Source organism: Galliscardovia ingluviei, from assembly GCF_014635685.1.
In the GTDB taxonomy this organism is placed as follows: Bacteria; Actinomycetota; Actinomycetes; order Actinomycetales; family Bifidobacteriaceae; genus Galliscardovia; species Galliscardovia ingluviei.
Genome location: NZ_BMDH01000001.1, coordinates 389,466 through 405,202, shown reverse-complemented (window position 1 = coordinate 405,202; position 15,737 = coordinate 389,466). Strand labels below are relative to the sequence as shown.

Below are 15,737 nucleotides of genomic sequence, written 5' to 3'. Positions count from 1 at the left end.
CCTCCTACATTGACGGATCAATGGGTACAGAAGTAACACTACGCGCTGGTCTTGAAGTGTGCGATTCTTGTGATGCATTTTCATCACTATGTGGCGAGTTTTCAGTCTTTTCATACTGAATATTACTGGATACTGTCCGAGGAACTGATACTGTTTGTTCGCTTTCTTGTTCTTTTTGTTCAGTTTGCTGATTGCTTGACTGACTGTTGTCATCTTGTGTGTATTTATCTGATTTGTCCTTATTATGAGACAACACCCGTAATCTAATGGATACCCAGACATACTGCCCAGATAAGGCAATCACACTAACCAACCATGCTGCAAAGCATCCTACTGCACTCGGTCGCACAATTGCGCCAGTCGTTTGTGCGATATTCACACCTAAATTATTCAGCTGTTCAAAACCAAGAGAGCCATTGCTGGCTAAAGCGCACAGTGTCACCACTACAGCAATATTGATAATTGCACCAAATGCCATTAACAAAGGCATGCCAAGGCGCAAAAGCAAACCCCGCCAATCAAATGAATGCTGCTCAAGTGCAAGGCGTACCTCTTCCCAAGGTTGTACGATGCGATAATACTTACGCGAAAACAGCATTACACATAGCACTATAAAGCATGTAATAGCTGGTATCAGCAGTGCAATAATACGCCATGCTGAATGCTCAACAGCCTGAGGAAAAATTGCAAACAACGGTATTGCCGGTACATGTTGAGCAGTATCAGACCACATGGTGAAATGAGTCAGCGAACCGAGCACAAAACCACCGCCTGCTAACCAGCTTGCTGCCCACATCAACAGATTCGGTAACCAAATAATATATAGCACACTAGTAAGTACACGAGAACCAGTATCCATACCGAGCTGCTGCCACACTAGTACAACAGCATCTTGTCCGCGGTATATCCATACACAAAGCGTAATCAAAGCGCAAAGCGCCAGTACACTACAGCTGATATTTGCAAGAATAAAACTGCTTCGCGCCATCTTGCGCAGCATAACGGGTAGCTGCGTCCACTGATTGTGCAGCCACTGATGTAATGGTGTATCTGAGTACATCCATGCAAGCATGTATCCGACAATCATTACTGCCGATGTTTTAGCAAGTGCACTACCAATCGAGTCAGTACGCTCAAAAAGTGCAAGCTGCATAAACCAGTACTGCAAAGCATCCCACGCACACACAGCACTTATCAGAGCAATAATACTTTGTCGAGTACGCGCAGCAATAGCTCTCACTAATGCAATTAATGCCAAACAAATACCCCAAGGCACCAGCGTCAATGACATGGCACTCGTGCGAATACCGACGCCTTGACCGTAGAGCAAAGCACTTGCTGCAAATCCAACAGACTGGTCAGTAAGTGTTGCGACTCCCTCCTCCATTGAGGTAACCAGCAGGAGTAGTGCACTGAAACTGAGCACCACAAAGCCGTACATCAATATGGTAACGAGTGCAACACTCAGTCCTGAGCCAATCTGTTTGAGGATTTGTCGCATGACACTACCTTATCAATACAGTATTCATGCAACACTATTGCACTTGAGATAATGCTTCACGCGCATACTGTGCGGTCTGTCCTGGAGTTTCACCAACTGCAATATGTACCGCTTCAAGAGCCTGCTTCTTTTCCTGTGCTGTGCCCTTGCCTCCAGAGACAATAGCTCCAGCATGACCCATTTGCTTACCCTCAGGAGCAGTAAATCCAGCAATATACGCTACCAGCGGCTTAGTCATATGCTCAGACGCCCATGCTGCTACTTCTTGCTCAGCACTACCACCGATTTCACCAATCATCACTACAACTTTGGTATTTGGATCGGCATCAAATGCCTGCACAGCTTCAAGTAATGTAGTGCCCACAATAGGATCGCCACCTGCGCCCAACGCAGCTGTAAAGCCGATATCTGATAGCTCACCCATAAGTTGGTAGGTTAAGGTTCCTGACTTGGAAACAAGACCAAGAGGACCGTAGGAGACAATATCTTGAGGAATAATACCCAAATTAACTCCCGGTAATGGCGCATCACTTGGCTCAAAAGTCACCAATCCAGGACAATTTGGTCCTACAATTTGTACGCCATGCTGTCGCGCTAATGCAACCATATATGCACTGTCGGCAACAGGAATACCCTCGGTAATAACAACAATAAGCTCTATGGATGCCTCGATAGCTTCTACTACTGCATCTTTGGCAAATCGCGGAGGCACGAACACTACTGATGCTTTTGCTCCTGTAGCTTCCTTCGCCTCTTTACACGTGCCAAAAACTGGAATTTCAACTGAAGAGCCTTGTACATCAAAGGCAACAGTTGTACCCGCTTTACGTGGATTAACACCGCCTACAATGCGCGTTCCTGCTGTAAGCATACGTGCTGTATGCGTCATCCCTTGATGTCCAGTCATTCCTTGGACGATAACAGGAGCGCCCTGTTCAATAAATAATGCCACAATTGCCTCTTTACCGTAAAACTTACTTCTTAAACTATGTATTTCTCTACTGGTTACTCGAACTTGTGTAAAGTATTGACCTCTAGTAGTACAGCAATACATACTATTGGTTACTTCTATAAATCAATACCCCATAGAGACGTTATGCACGTTCACCTGATTCTAGTGCAATTCGTACTGCACATTGTGCCGCTTCCTCCATAGTTTGAGCCACATTGATTTGAGGATTATTCGCGGATTGCAAAATAGACAATCCTTCTGCAGCAGCATTGCCATCAAAACGCACAACAATTGGTCGAATAGCAGTGATTTCATCAAGAGACTGCAGAATACCAGTAGCCACTTCTTTACACGAAGTAATACCACCGTAGACATTGATAAATACCACACGCACTTTTGGATCCGAAAGCACAATTTCCATACTTTGCTTCATCACCTGTGCAGAAGCGCCGCCACCAATATCTAGGAAGTTGGCAGGTTTAATATCACTGCCCTGTTGTTTGGCAGCTCCTGCTACGGCATCGAGAGAGCTCATTACCAATCCTGCGCCATTGCCAATAATCCCAACTTCACCTGCGAGCTTCACATAGTGCAAACCGAGTTGCTTGGCACGGGTTTCCAGTTCGTTCGCAGCATAAGGATCGACAAACTGCTGCCAACCATCATGACGATACGCAGCATTGTCATCAAGTGTGATTTTTGCATCAAGCGCGCATAACGACTTTGAAGCATCGTCATCTGGATCGCCAATTTTAGCTAATGGGTTGATTTCTACCAGTGTCGCATCATTATCCTTAAATACCTGCCACATTTTCAGTAGAATTTGAGCAGCTTGCTCTTCATCAGCATGGTAAAAGCCAATTTGCTGTGCCATAGCACGAGCAGCATCGATATTAAAGTCTTCTAGCGGACTAATATGCAAACGCTTAACTGCTTCAGGGTGCTCTTTGGCAATTTCTTCGACTTCTGTACCGCCATTTGCTGTTGCAAGCACATCAAAGTCACGTGAATTTCTATCGATAGCAATAGAGATATAATACTCGTGCAAAATATTCTTGGCCTCAGCGACGAGCACACCACTGACTTTATGCCCATGAATGGTCATTGGCAGCAATTGCTCCGAGGCTAAAATTGCTTCATCACGTGTATGTACAAGTTTAACTCCGCCAGCTTGACCACGATGGCCAATTTTTACTTGTGCTTTAATGACGCAAGGTAAGCCAATTTCTTCAACGGCCAACGCTACATCATGAGAATTTTGTGCGTAAATAGCGCGCGGGGTTGGAATACCAGCCTCGTCAAGTAACTGTTTGGCCTCATGTTCATACAAATCCATGGTAACCCCGCTTTCCAATAGAGGTAGTTTGTTGCGTACTCAATCTTGAGTAAGTGTAGCACTATACAACAGTTAAGCTGGCATAGTAACCAAACTTGAGTAATGTGATTGCTTAATAGTGTCTGGAATATCAATTCCTGTAAGTTCCATAACGAAGCTAAATCCAGCCACACTCGCTCCACTTGCTTCTATTAATTGCTGTGCAGCTTGAGCAGTGCCACCGGTCGCAATTAAATCATCGACAACAAGCACTCTGGATCCTGGTGTAATTGCCTGCTGTTCAATTTCGATAGTGGCAGTACCGTATTCCAGTTCATAACTTGCGGAAAGCGTTGGAGGAGGTAATTTCCCCGCTTTGCGAATTGCTACAAAACCTTTACCTAAACGCAATGCTAACGGCACACCAATTAAGAAACCGCGCGATTCTAAGCCAGCAATAACATCAAATTCGTCAGCAGGTACAGGTAATGCTTCTTCAAGTCCACGCATCAAGGTTTGTAACGCTTGAGCATCTGCCAGCACCGGCATAAAATCACGGAAAATAATGCCCTCTTTAGGGAATCCTGGAGTTGAGCCTATGCAATTGATAAAATGTTGTGCCTCTTGCTCACTCACGTTTAAGTCTTTAATCTGGATATCGCTGTTCATTATGCTCTTCTTCGTCTACGCTACTGGAATTTTGATGTTCACCATGCTCAAACTCTGTACAACAACGCATGTGAATATGTGTACTGCGCTGCGTATACAGCAAAATAAAGCCGCAATTCTTGAAACACTAGGTGAATTGCGGCTTGTGTTTACTTATGAGACTGCTCTGCAGACTCTTCTTGTTCTGCGGATGGTTCAGTTGCTGCAGCTGGTGCTTCTTCTACACCCTCTGCATTGCCTTCAGCAGCATCAGCAGTCTGCTCTTGTGCGTCCTGATCTGTCTGTGCTTCGGTAGCTTCTTGCTGTGAACGCTCATATTCTTCGTCGCTGACATACTTTGGTTCCACTGGAGCCTCGGTAATAGCTTGAATGCGCCAACGGCTACGAGAACCCTCGGAATCAAGAACCACTTGATCGTGATCAAGATCTACTTCAACAATATTGCCAATCAAACCAGAGAGTGTAGCAACTTTGTCACCTGGTTTGAGGTTAGTACGAAAATCGTCCTGCTTGCTACGCTGTTTTTTAGCGTTACGGCTCTGCCAGAACATTATCAGCACCATAGCGAGAACTAAAATAATAAGGAACATTCCATTAGGATCCATGTGCGTAGCACTCCTTGCATAACCAATCTCAGCGTATACCACTGAGCATTGCAGACACTAACTCTTTAAGGCTAAAACAGCACATTGACATCATCAGGCGGCAGTATTCCCAAATGCTGCCATGCTTTACGTGTCGCCACACGCCCTTTTGGCGTGCGAATCAAGAACCCCTCACGAACTAAGTACGGTTCGCATACAGTTTCCACGGTTTCTGATTCTTCACCAACCATTGCTGCTAGATTATTTAATCCCACAGGACCACCATTAAAGTTACGACAGATGGCTTCAAGTACTGCCATATCAAGGCGATCCAAGCCTTCTGTATCAATTTGATACAAATCAAGTGATTCGATAACGGCCTGGGCATCAACTCGAGGAAGATCATGCACCACAGCCCAATCCCTGACTCGGCGTAGCAAACGATTAGCAATACGCGGTGTGCCACGGGAACGTCGCGCTAATTGGTCAGCAGCGTCATCGTCAACTGGTAAGCCCAAAACTGCTGAGGAACGCTGAATAAGGCGCTGCATTTCTGAACGAGGGTAAAAATCTAAATGTGCCGTGAATCCAAATCGTGCACGCAAAGGAGCCGGAAGCATACCTTCTCTTGTGGTAGCTCCGACCACAGTAAAGCGAGGAAGTGTCAGAGGAATAGAAGAAGCCCCAGGACCTTTGCCCACCACTACATCAACGCGAAAATCCTCCATAGCAATATAGAGCAATTCCTCTGCAGGACGTGGTAAACGATGAATCTCATCAATAAAAAGCACTTCCCCTTCTTCCAATGAAGAAAGAATTGATGCTAAATCACCAGCATGAGCGATAGCTGGACCAGAAGTCACACGAATAGCTGATTCCAACTCATGTGCCACAATCATGGCCAATGTTGTTTTGCCCAATCCCGGAGGTCCAGCAAGCAAAATATGGTCAGGAGCCACACCACGCTTGCGCGCAGCATCTAGAAATAACTTCATTTGTGCTTTAAGTTGTGGCTGCCCAATAAATTCATCCAACCCTTGAGGACGAAGCTCTTCATCACTAACTGCATCTGCACCTATGGGTGCTGCTTGAACCATCCGTAACGACTCTTCACGAGCATTATGGTTCATTCCATCGCCTACTTCACTGATCATATTCACCCCCTTATGCATTATCGACCCTTATCCAGCCACGCTAATGCAGCTTTAAGTACTTGTGGTACTTGTTCACTGGTTATCGGCTGCTGCAACTGCTGTTCCTTAATCACACTGCGCACAGCCTCACTCGCATCGCGCTGCTGCCAGCCTAGGTACATAAGCCCTTCTACTGCCTGAGCAACACCTGAATCCTCAATTGCATCAACTTGCTGCGCGTCTGTTGTGGAGTGCTGCTGATCATTTTGCACAAACTGTAGAGAACCTTTAAGCTCTAATACAATTTTTTGAGCACCTTTTTTACCAAGACCGGGAGCTTTGGCAAGAGCAGTAATATCACCTTGCTCCACCGCAGCTTGCAATTGTTGAGCACCTAAAGTACCAACAATAGATAATGCCACTTTAGGACCAATACCACTAACCTTTTGCAATCGTATAAAAAGCTCTTTACTAGTCTGGGAAGTAAAGCCATACAAAGCAATGGCATCTTGCGAAATATTAAGCGTTGTGAACACATGGGTCTGCTGACCGACATGCATACTCATAAGCTCTTTGCTCGGCATACGAACTTCATACCCCACACCTTGCACAACTACTATGGCATGCTCTTTGCCAATAGCTGCAACAGTGCCTTCTAAACTCGCAATCATAGTCACCTCCCAACCCGCAATTAAACGCATATCAATTCGAACATCTGTTCGATATTGTATCGGAAAGTTTACACACTCGCTACTTTTACATACCTCGGCGTGTACCGCGTCCTCGTTGGGCTTGCGCTTGAGCTTGAGCCCATTGCCGTTGAGCAGCGGTAAGATGCTGTTCTCGCTCTCCGCCTTGTAATGCACCTGATGGTCGTAGCGCATGACACATAGCCAAAGCCAATGCATCGGCAGCATCGGCCGGCGTAGGCAGTGTATTAAGACCTAAAATTCGCGTCACCATTCGCTCAACTTGTATCTTCTGCGCTTGACCGTTGCCAGTAATCGCTAACTTAGCCTCCGTCGGTGTGTGCAAAGCCACAGGAATGCTACGTTGTGCAGCAGCCAACATCGCCAATCCAGCCACTTGAGCGGTACCAAGCACTGTAGCCCTGTTTTCTTGGGCGAATACACGCTCAATAGATACAGCATCGGGGCTAAATTCATCGAGCTTGGCGCTAATGCCCTGAAAAATACGCAGTATGCGCAAATCTTGTGACAGATGTGGATCTGAACGCACCACATCCACGTGAATAAAGGAAAGCCGGCGAGCTGCGCCGGCTTCTACCACGCCTATCCCGCACCGTGTCAGTCCAGGATCGACCCCTAAAATAATCATGAACTACTCTTCGTCCAGCTGAGCCATAATTTCGTCAGTGGCCTTCCATGTGCTGTAAATATTTTGCACATCGTCCAAATCATCCAAGTTATCAATTAGCTTGGAGACCTTGCGAGCATTATCAAGATCAAGCTCAATTTCGTTCATTGGCACCATTTCAGTTTCTGCAGAATCGTAATCAATGCCAGCATCCTGCAAAGCCTTACGTACTGGTACCAAGTCACTTGGATTAGTAGTTACTGAGTAGATGTCGCCATCTTCAACAACATCTTCTGCACCAGCTTCTGCAGCAATCTCAAAGAGCTTATCAAAATCAACGCCTTCACTTGGCACTTCAATAATACCCTTGCGCTCAAAGTTGAAGCTTACGGAGCCGTTTTCAGCTAACGAGCCACCACCCTTAGACAAGGTAGAACGCACATCTGCAGCAGCACGGTTGCGATTATCCGTCAAGCAGACAATAATCAGACCAACACCACCTGGTGCATAGCCCTCATATACGATCTCCTCGTAGTTAGCGCCACCTGCTTCTTCACCGGAACCACGCTTAACAGCACGTTTAATGTTGTCTGCAGGCATGGAGTTCTTCTTAGCTTTAACAATAGCATCGAAGAGTGCAGGATTACCGTTAGGATCGCCACCACCTTGACGGGCTGCGATTTCAATATTCTTGATGAGCTTTGCGAAGAGCTTGCCACGCTTTGCATCAATAGCGGCCTTCTTATGCTTTGTGGTCGCCCACTTGGAATGTCCTGACATACTTCTCCGATCAGGCTAGACGATAAAACTTCGACACGATGTTACGGCGTAAAGCAGACATTTGCTTCAATAAGAGAAAAGTCCCACGACTTTCATAACGTCGCAGGACTGTATTGTGGCTTATTAGCCACTTCAAGCCTATGGCTTTACTTAAGCATTTGGCCTCTTGCCGTGATTTGCACCCTTCTTACGGCGTTCACGACGCATACGTCCACGCTTGCCCATTTGGCACTCCTTTACTAATCAACTTACGCCTTGTGGATTATCGCATATTACCCAGACTAATGCAAATATGCAAGCACTTGTCTACGCCAATACACGTTGTAAACACAAGTATTTAGGCACGTGATGCAGCAATAAACAACTCGGTAGTGCTTGTCGATCCTGGCTCGATAGTAATCAAATCAATACCAGTATTAAAAGCATTCGCATAAGCTGTTTGAGGCTCTACAGCAACGCCTGCAGGATGCTGGGGAGCTGGGAAATGTGTGCCTGTGCACACCTGGAAGGAGGTAATCGTTTCATCGCCGCCGATACGTACTACTACCCCATCAGGGCGAGTGAATACAGCGGTCACCGTACCATGGTCATCATGCTGTAAATCTGTCCACGCATCATCAAATGGCTGCTCGGTAAGTAGCGTTGCTTGACGCAAATCATATTTAGTACCTTCAACAGGCTCCGTACCAGTTGGAATTAAATTCTGGTCAACAGTAACATGCGTATTACCAGGAATCATGAGTGAGCACTGAGCATTGTGCTCATCGATTTCATCGCCATAACCATGCAAACCATTAGCAAGCCAAGGGTGCACTGCCAAAGCCCATGGAGCCTTGCGATCGCCATAATTGGTAGCACGAATAACGATATGCAAGCCCTGTTCATCCAGACGGTACTCTGCTTCAACAGTTACATCAAATGGGTATCCAGCAAGTGCAGGGGTGCGCCAAGACAAGGTAACTGCCGACTCTTGCAATGATTCAAGAGTCCAACGTTCACGATATCCATAACCATGAATAGCAGTATTACGCTCATGCTCATCAATTGGTAGCACATAAGTATTGCCGTCAAACGTATAGGTTCCTGCTTCAATGCGATTTGGGAATGGCACCAAAATCTGTCCATGGCATGTCGGTGCAGGTTCATTAGCATCAAAAGGCACAATAACTTCTGTGTCTTGCCAATCTAAGCGGCGCAACGTTGCACCTTGTTCTGTAATTACTGCTCGATAATCACCATATGTAATAGTGTATTGTGCACCAGTATGCGGGCTACGCATTTGAGTCATTTTTTCTCCCAATACATCCGACCTTTGGGTAGCGCACACGTCCACATTGTATGCGCACCACCTTAGTCTACAACAACCGGTTCACTGGGCGTGTATGAACAGACACGAACACATGTACACATAGTCACGCATATTTACAGCATTGTCGGCTTGTTTCGCAACAATAGCTGTATGTCATGGACGATATCAACTGCTATCCAAACCTTAGAACAGCTGCCAGAACAGCCACTAATCACCACACTAGCTAACAGTGCACTCCTCGGATTTGACACCGAAACCACGGGCATTGACACCGATAGTGATGCCATTTGTTCTGCTACGTTAGTATGCAAATTCCCAGACACCTCTTGGCAAGACTATGGGGTACTGCCTTGGATTATTAATCCGCATCAGCCAATAGACCCCCGAGCAAGTGCTGTAAATGGTTTTACTGATGAATACTTGCAAACACATGGACGAGAACCAGAACAAGCACTAGACGAAATTGCCACAGTAATTACTCTTGCCCAGCGCAAGCATATTCCATTGCTGGCTTACAATGCGCCATTTGATGTTGCTATGATTGAGCACAATCTTGAACGTTGGGGGCTTCCTACTATTCAACAGCGGCTTGAGCAAACATCAGACATGCTGTTAGTTGTTGACCCGCTGGTACTTGATCGCGCAATTTCACACCGTTCTGGGAAGCGTACACTCAGCGCCACCACCTATTATTACGGCGTAGTGCCACACGGAGATTTTCACGATGCCACAGCGGATACTATCGCTGCAGTGGAACTAATCGAACCAATGGCTCGTCTCTTCCCACAAATTAGCAATCTTACCCTAGAACAACTGATGACTTGGCAACGTAATGCCCATGAACAGCAGCAAGAAAGCTATATGCAGTGGGCTGCGAGAAATGGTAAACGCGCATGGCGCAGTAATTGGTTATAAGGATACTCAAACCTTTTAGTGCTATGCCATTACTCATCATGGTTATGCGTTGAGTTGTGCATTTTCTGACTGATGGTCGCACTCACTCCATCAGCACGCATAGTTACGCCAACTAAAGCATCGGCTAAAGCCATAGTGCGCTGCTGATGAGTGATTACCAAAAGCTGTGATGATTCACGGAGCTTTTCAAAGGCATTGAGCAATCGCGTCAGATTCATATCATCTAACGCTGCTTCAACCTCGTCAAGAATATAAAAAGGACTTGGTCGTGCAGTAAAAATAGCAAAAAGCAAAGCCAGCGTAGTCAGCGAGCGTTCGCCGCCAGATAGTAGCGACAACTGCTTTACCCGTTTGCCAGCAGGTCGTGCCTCGACATGTACTCCTGCCTCTAACGGATGTTCATAATCGTCAAGTACGAGTTTGCCAGAACCTCCTGGGAAGAGCACAGCAAACATCTCCTCAAACGCATACGCGGTGGCATTAAAGGCTTCGATAAAGGTATGCTGCATTGTAGTGTCAAGATGGTCGATAAGCCTTAGCAAGTCATTACGTGAGTTAATCACGTCGTCGCGTTGCTGATTGAGGTGGCTGAGTCTATCTTGTAATGCATCATATTCTTCTACAGCAAGTGGATTGATTTTGCCGAGCCTGGCGAGCTGACGAGTTGCCTGCTCAAATTCTTGAGTTTGTTCATCTCGATTAAACGCGCGAGTCAGTGGCTGATTGTGTTCATCAACGCTTACGCTACCGTCTTTGGCATACACTGGTACTGGCTGATCGGGACCATACTGTGCAATAGCTTGTTCTACGCTTACCCCTACATCGGTGCGAATAGCGTGTTCGAGCTGCCCAAATTGTATAGCTAATCGCTCACGTTCAATATCTAAGGTACTTTGACGCTGTTGAATGTGTGTGAGCTTACTTGATAGTTCGTGTTGTTGCTCTCGCCACGCACGCAACTGCGCTTGTTGCGCGCTTGAGGATTCTTGTAGCCGCTGGAGTTCTTGCTCAAGTTCAGCACTATCCTTGGCTATCTGTTCGATAGTATGGTGTGCGCTAGAGGCTAATTGCGTCAAATGTTGCGCTACCTGCTGGTGTTGCTCGTTGCGTTGCTGAGTTTGTTCATTTTTGCGCTGCATAGTTTGCGCATTATCTTGGAGCATATGTGCTTGACGCTGGTATGACTCTAGTGCTGTTTGTGCCTGACTCAGCTCCTGTTTAGCTGCCTGTTCGTGAGTGCGGGCATCACTGAGCTTTTGCTCAATTTCTCGTTCGTGTGCTTGTAGCGTACGCGGATCTCCTCGGTTATCGCTCTGCTGCATTGCACTTTCTAGTGCTGTTTGTAGCACTGCTACACGCTCTTGGGCGTGATTTACACGATCTTGTTGTTCTGCAACTCGTGTTACGCATGTTTGTAGCTCAGCTTGTGCCTGCTGTAATGCTTGTTCAGCACCATCTAGCGTAGCTTTCCATCGCGCTGCCTGAATTTTTCGCTCATTGCGCTCCTGCTGTAAGCGTTCTACCTGTGCTTGTGCTATTGCTACTGCTGCTTGTGTTTGTTCACGTTCTTGCTGTGCCTGCTCAAGGTCTTGTTGCAAACTGGCAACTTGGGTAAGCGCTTGATCTCGTCTTGCAATCAAGCTCATATCGCTATAGGCTCCTGCTGAGCCTTGTATTACGGCATGCGCGGATACCCAGCATTGTGTTGTTGTTAATACTCTAGACCATCCGCGCTGCCACATAGCTTGTAGTTGTGCGAGACTTGGTTGTCCTTGCGCTGTATACACACATGTTTGACCGAGCAGTTGTTGAACCGCTTCGGTAATATGCTGGGCTTGCTGCGCATGCTTACCTTCACTGATGCGCGCACTAATTAGCTGTGCTGCTGGTTCAAAACCTTCAATAAGCGTATATGTAGCTTCGTGATTGTACAGATTTTGCTGCTTTTGATGCATTGCATCCTGTGCATCAGTGTCCATATCCGCATTGGTATTGCTATCTGCAGCAAGTAATGCTAAACGAGCACTGGTTGATTGCAGCGTTGATGCAATATCAGACAACGATTGCACGACGAAGGCTTGTCCTAAAGGTTCTAATGCAAGTGCAATAGCTTCTTCAAATCCTTCACGCACACGCAAAAAACTACTCAGCTTACCCAGTACATGCTCACCCTGTGTAAGAGACGCCGGCAATTCTTGTACCAATGCTTCATCGCGTGCCTGCAAAGTATCATCAATGGCATCAGCTTTTGCTTGTACTGCTACAATCTTCTGCGAAATTTCTTGTTCGTGATGTTGAGCATTAGTATGCGCTACTCGAGATGTTGAAAGCATATCGCGCGCTTGTTCTAGTTGCGTAGCAGCTGTCTGCTCGTCAAGTTCATCTCGGGTTTGCGTTTGCAAAGTATCGATATGATCTCTTGCCGATTGAACCTTTGCTTGTGCTTCTTCCTGCCGCTGATTCGCCTCTTGCAAGCGCTGTTCTTGCTGCGTAAGCCCTGCCGTTGCAGCCGCATATTGTTGCTGGAGCTGCGATATTTGCGCATCATGTGCCTGAATTACAGATTGCAACTCATCAACTGCTTGTCTCACTCGAGCAAGCTCATGCTCATGATGAGTACGCGAAGTTACTGCTTGATCAAGCGTAAGTTTAGCTTTAGAAATCACTGTTTCTTGATGCTGTGCCATAGTCTGCAACTCTTGTACTCGAGCAAGTAACGGCTCAACACTTTCTTGGCTCACAGGCACAATGCTTTCCCTGTGATGCCGAGCACGCTCAGTAGCTACAGTTTGCAGTGTTCGATAGCGTTCGAGTAATCGATCCAGTTCACGTCGCACTGTGTGTAATTGTTCAAGTTGAGGGTTTGTCAATTGAGCAAGTTGTTCTGCTTGCTTAATTTGATCCGCTAATACTGCAAGTTTACCACTTAGTGTCTCGTGTTCAAGGCGCACGCCGGTAAGCTCTTGCATCACTATTTGCCGCTGGTCTTGCATAGCAGCAGCATCAGCGGCATGTAATCGTGCTCGCGCATCATGCAATCGAGCGGTAATCATGTCTGCCTTACGCGACATACTCGCTTGCCGAGAAAGCGGTCCCATGCGGGTGTGTATTTCTTGAAGTACATCATCAAGGCGCTGAATATTATCTGCAGCAGCATCTAGTTTACGTAGTGCACGCTCTTTGCGCCTACGGTGCTTCAAAATGCCAGCGGCTTCTTCAATAAGTGCGCGATGACCCTGAGGATCTGCATGCAGTATGGCATCAAGACGCCCCTGCCCTACAATAACATGCATATGAGCACCTAAACCGGCATCATTAAGCAATTCTTGAACATCAAGCAGGCGGCAAGGAGTACCATTAATAGCGTATTGAGAACCACTATTTCTAAACAGTGTTCTAGTAATGGTGACTTCGGTATATTCAATATCCAGCGTGTGGTCGCTGTTATCAATGGTGAGGCTCACCTCAGCTCGACCTAAGGCTGGTTTGGATGAGGTACCAGCAAAAATCACATCATCCATTTGGCTACCGCGCAAAGACCGTGCACCTTGCTCACCCATCACCCAAGCAAGCGCATCAACTACGTTTGATTTGCCTGAACCGTTAGGACCAACAATAGCGGTGATTCCTGGTTCAAAGCGCAATACAGTAGGCTGCGCAAAGGATTTAAATCCTTTTAGTGTGAGTTCTTTAAGATACACGGCCCTCTCCGAGGTCTCCATAAGGTACTTACATATTATACGCGCTGGTTTTTCGGTTTTTTCAAATCCTCGTCTTCACGCTCTTTAAGCAAATACCTCGCGTCTCCAGCAGTGACAAAACTGCCGCAGACCAGCACACCATGTCCATATCCTACGCCAGTTTCATCGCCTGCATCTACTAAATCAACAGCAGCTTGAATAGCATCTGGCATAAAGTCTTTGCGAATTACTCGGTCAGCTCCAAAAATGTCAATAGCAATGCACTCAAGCTCTTGTGCTGGCATCACTCGTGATTTCCATGAATTCTCAGTTACCACGATGGTACTCAGCATTGGTTCTAGAATAGAGAGAACCTCTTCTACTTGCTTATCACGCATCATAGAAACCACACCAACGATTTGCTGGAAATCAAAGTTTTCTTCGATTGTCTCCCGCAGTGCCTCCACGGCTTGAACATTATGCCCGCCATCGACAATAATCGTTGGCGAAGTACGTACTACTTCAATACGCCCAGGAACTTTTACTCCGCCGAGTGCTTCAGCTACTACATCACCATCGAGCGCACCGGAGACGGGAACTACTACTTCGGCAGCCGCAAGTGCAGCCAACGCATTATGCGCTTGATGTTCACCGAACATGGCAACTGGTACTTGCTCATACGTGCCAAGAGGTGTAGCTAATGTAACTACTTGCCCTCCAACTGCAGGCTGTCTTGAAACCACCTGTAGCGTTTCTCCATCGATAAGTACAGGAGATGCTCCTGCTTGTAATGCAGCTTCTTGCAAAATTGGCATCACTTGTGACTCATGCGGCTGTGGTCCAATAATAACTGTGGACTTTGGCTTAATAATACCAGCTTTTTCCTGTGCAATCTGCTCTACGGTATCGCCAAGCCACTGCATATGATCCATATCGATTGGTCCGATAATAGACACATCACCATCAAGCACGTTGGTGGCATCCCAACGACCGCCCATGCCAACTTCTACTACGGCAACATCTACAGGCGCGTCAGCAAAAGCCCAAATTGCCATAGCTGTGAGTACTTCAAAAAAGCTCATCGCCGGCTGGTGGGCAGCAGTAAATTTCGCATCGACTAATGCAATAAAATCTTTGGTTTGATTCCAAATATCAATAAAATGGTCATCATCAAGTGGCTGACCGTCTATAGCAATGCGCTCTGTAATTTTCTCAACATGAGGAGACGTATATAAACCAGTGCGCAGTCCGTATGCTCGACAAATTGCTTCCACCATACGCGCTGTCGAACCTTTGCCATTCGTGCCGGTGATGTGTACCACTCTAAACGACTGTTGTGGAGACCCAAGTATATCCATGATCATGCGCATACGGTCAAGCGTTGGATCGAAATCATGTTCTGGAGCACGTTTCATTATTTCACGTGTGATTTCAACCAAAGACTGCCCTTGGGAATTTGGATGCTCAAATGACATACTTGCCTTCCAATGTTTCTCTATACAGCTACAACTTATCGCCATGGCTATTGTAGTCGTTTCATGTGATAACACACTCAACTCTAAGCGAAGTTCACATTGCACCC

The 15,737-nt window shown here is 46.5% G+C and carries 14 protein-coding genes; 1 reads left to right on the top strand and 13 read right to left on the bottom strand.

Annotated elements, in window-relative coordinates; all coding sequences use genetic code 11:
* Window positions 1-4: 4 nt before the first annotated feature.
* From IEU85_RS01675 to IEU85_RS01630, 11 genes are all read right to left on the bottom strand, one after another.
* Window positions 5-1,501, bottom strand: a complete 1,497-nt coding sequence (locus tag IEU85_RS01675; protein ID WP_188354506.1) for a cell division protein PerM — start codon at window positions 1,499-1,501, stop codon at window positions 5-7.
* A gap of 34 nt (window positions 1,502-1,535) precedes the next feature.
* Window positions 1,536-2,453: a succinate--CoA ligase subunit alpha gene (sucD, locus tag IEU85_RS01670; protein WP_188354505.1), complete on the bottom strand. Its 918-nt coding sequence runs from the start codon at window positions 2,451-2,453 to the stop codon at window positions 1,536-1,538.
* Between the two features lie 142 nt (window positions 2,454-2,595).
* Complete coding sequence (gene sucC / locus IEU85_RS01665) at window positions 2,596-3,789, bottom strand: ADP-forming succinate--CoA ligase subunit beta (protein WP_188354504.1); 1,194 nt, start codon at window positions 3,787-3,789, stop codon at window positions 2,596-2,598.
* Window positions 3,790-3,861: 72 nt separating this feature from the next.
* Window positions 3,862-4,440 carry an adenine phosphoribosyltransferase gene (locus IEU85_RS01660; protein WP_188354968.1) on the bottom strand — a complete coding sequence of 193 codons (579 nt, stop codon included), beginning with the start codon at window positions 4,438-4,440 and terminating at the stop codon, window positions 3,862-3,864.
* Window positions 4,441-4,586: 146 nt separating this feature from the next.
* The gene (gene yajC, locus IEU85_RS01655) at window positions 4,587-5,042 is read right to left on the bottom strand and encodes a preprotein translocase subunit YajC (RefSeq protein WP_188354503.1); all 456 of its coding nucleotides are present in this window, start codon (window positions 5,040-5,042) and stop codon (window positions 4,587-4,589) included.
* 71 nt (window positions 5,043-5,113) lie between these two features.
* Window positions 5,114-6,175, bottom strand: coding sequence for a Holliday junction branch migration DNA helicase RuvB (gene ruvB / locus IEU85_RS01650; protein WP_188354502.1), 1,062 nt, complete (start codon window positions 6,173-6,175; stop codon window positions 5,114-5,116).
* Window positions 6,176-6,192: 17 nt separating this feature from the next.
* Window positions 6,193-6,825, bottom strand: coding sequence for a Holliday junction branch migration protein RuvA (ruvA, locus tag IEU85_RS01645; RefSeq protein ID WP_188354501.1), 633 nt, complete (start codon window positions 6,823-6,825; stop codon window positions 6,193-6,195).
* Between the two features lie 85 nt (window positions 6,826-6,910).
* Entirely contained in the window at window positions 6,911-7,492 is a 582-nt protein-coding gene (ruvC, locus tag IEU85_RS01640) for a crossover junction endodeoxyribonuclease RuvC (protein ID WP_188354500.1), read from the bottom strand.
* A 3-nt stretch (window positions 7,493-7,495) separates the two neighbouring features.
* Entirely contained in the window at window positions 7,496-8,251 is a 756-nt protein-coding gene (locus tag IEU85_RS01635; RefSeq protein ID WP_188354499.1) for a YebC/PmpR family DNA-binding transcriptional regulator, read from the bottom strand.
* Window positions 8,252-8,401: 150 nt separating this feature from the next.
* Window positions 8,402-8,476 (bottom strand): 50S ribosomal protein bL37, encoded by a 75-nt coding sequence (locus tag IEU85_RS08855; protein ID WP_371866622.1) that lies wholly within the window; start codon window positions 8,474-8,476, stop codon window positions 8,402-8,404.
* A 112-nt stretch (window positions 8,477-8,588) separates the two neighbouring features.
* Window positions 8,589-9,539, bottom strand: coding sequence for an aldose 1-epimerase family protein (locus IEU85_RS01630; RefSeq protein WP_188354498.1), 951 nt, complete (start codon window positions 9,537-9,539; stop codon window positions 8,589-8,591).
* A gap of 171 nt (window positions 9,540-9,710) precedes the next feature.
* Between IEU85_RS01630 and IEU85_RS01625 the strand changes: the two genes are divergently transcribed.
* A complete protein-coding gene (locus tag IEU85_RS01625) occupies window positions 9,711-10,475 on the top strand; it encodes an exonuclease domain-containing protein (RefSeq protein WP_188354497.1) in 765 nt (254 codons plus the stop codon).
* A 29-nt stretch (window positions 10,476-10,504) separates the two neighbouring features.
* Here the strand turns inward: IEU85_RS01625 and smc are convergent, their stop codons facing one another.
* On the bottom strand, window positions 10,505-14,176 hold the full coding sequence (gene smc, locus IEU85_RS01620; protein ID WP_443093420.1) for a chromosome segregation protein SMC: 3,672 nt from the start codon (window positions 14,174-14,176) through the stop codon (window positions 10,505-10,507).
* A gap of 35 nt (window positions 14,177-14,211) precedes the next feature.
* The gene (locus tag IEU85_RS01615) at window positions 14,212-15,630 is read right to left on the bottom strand and encodes a bifunctional folylpolyglutamate synthase/dihydrofolate synthase (RefSeq protein ID WP_188354495.1); all 1,419 of its coding nucleotides are present in this window, start codon (window positions 15,628-15,630) and stop codon (window positions 14,212-14,214) included.
* Window positions 15,631-15,737: the final 107 nt, after the last annotated feature.

Coding starts and splice junctions, on each gene's coding strand:
- yajC (WP_188354503.1), bottom strand. CDS start 5,042: ATGGATCCTAATGGAATGTTCCTTATTATTTTAGTTCTCGCTATGGTG.
- IEU85_RS01615 (WP_188354495.1), bottom strand. CDS start 15,630: ATGTCATTTGAGCATCCAAATTCCCAAGGGCAGTCTTTGGTTGAAATC.
- ruvA (WP_188354501.1), bottom strand. CDS start 6,825: ATGATTGCGAGTTTAGAAGGCACTGTTGCAGCTATTGGCAAAGAGCAT.
- IEU85_RS01675 (WP_188354506.1), bottom strand. CDS start 1,501: ATGCGACAAATCCTCAAACAGATTGGCTCAGGACTGAGTGTTGCACTC.
- IEU85_RS01625 (WP_188354497.1), top strand. CDS start 9,711: ATGTCATGGACGATATCAACTGCTATCCAAACCTTAGAACAGCTGCCA.
- sucC (WP_188354504.1), bottom strand. CDS start 3,789: ATGGATTTGTATGAACATGAGGCCAAACAGTTACTTGACGAGGCTGGT.
- IEU85_RS01635 (WP_188354499.1), bottom strand. CDS start 8,251: ATGTCAGGACATTCCAAGTGGGCGACCACAAAGCATAAGAAGGCCGCT.
- ruvC (WP_188354500.1), bottom strand. CDS start 7,492: ATGATTATTTTAGGGGTCGATCCTGGACTGACACGGTGCGGGATAGGC.
- IEU85_RS01630 (WP_188354498.1), bottom strand. CDS start 9,539: ATGACTCAAATGCGTAGCCCGCATACTGGTGCACAATACACTATTACA.
- ruvB (WP_188354502.1), bottom strand. CDS start 6,175: ATGATCAGTGAAGTAGGCGATGGAATGAACCATAATGCTCGTGAAGAG.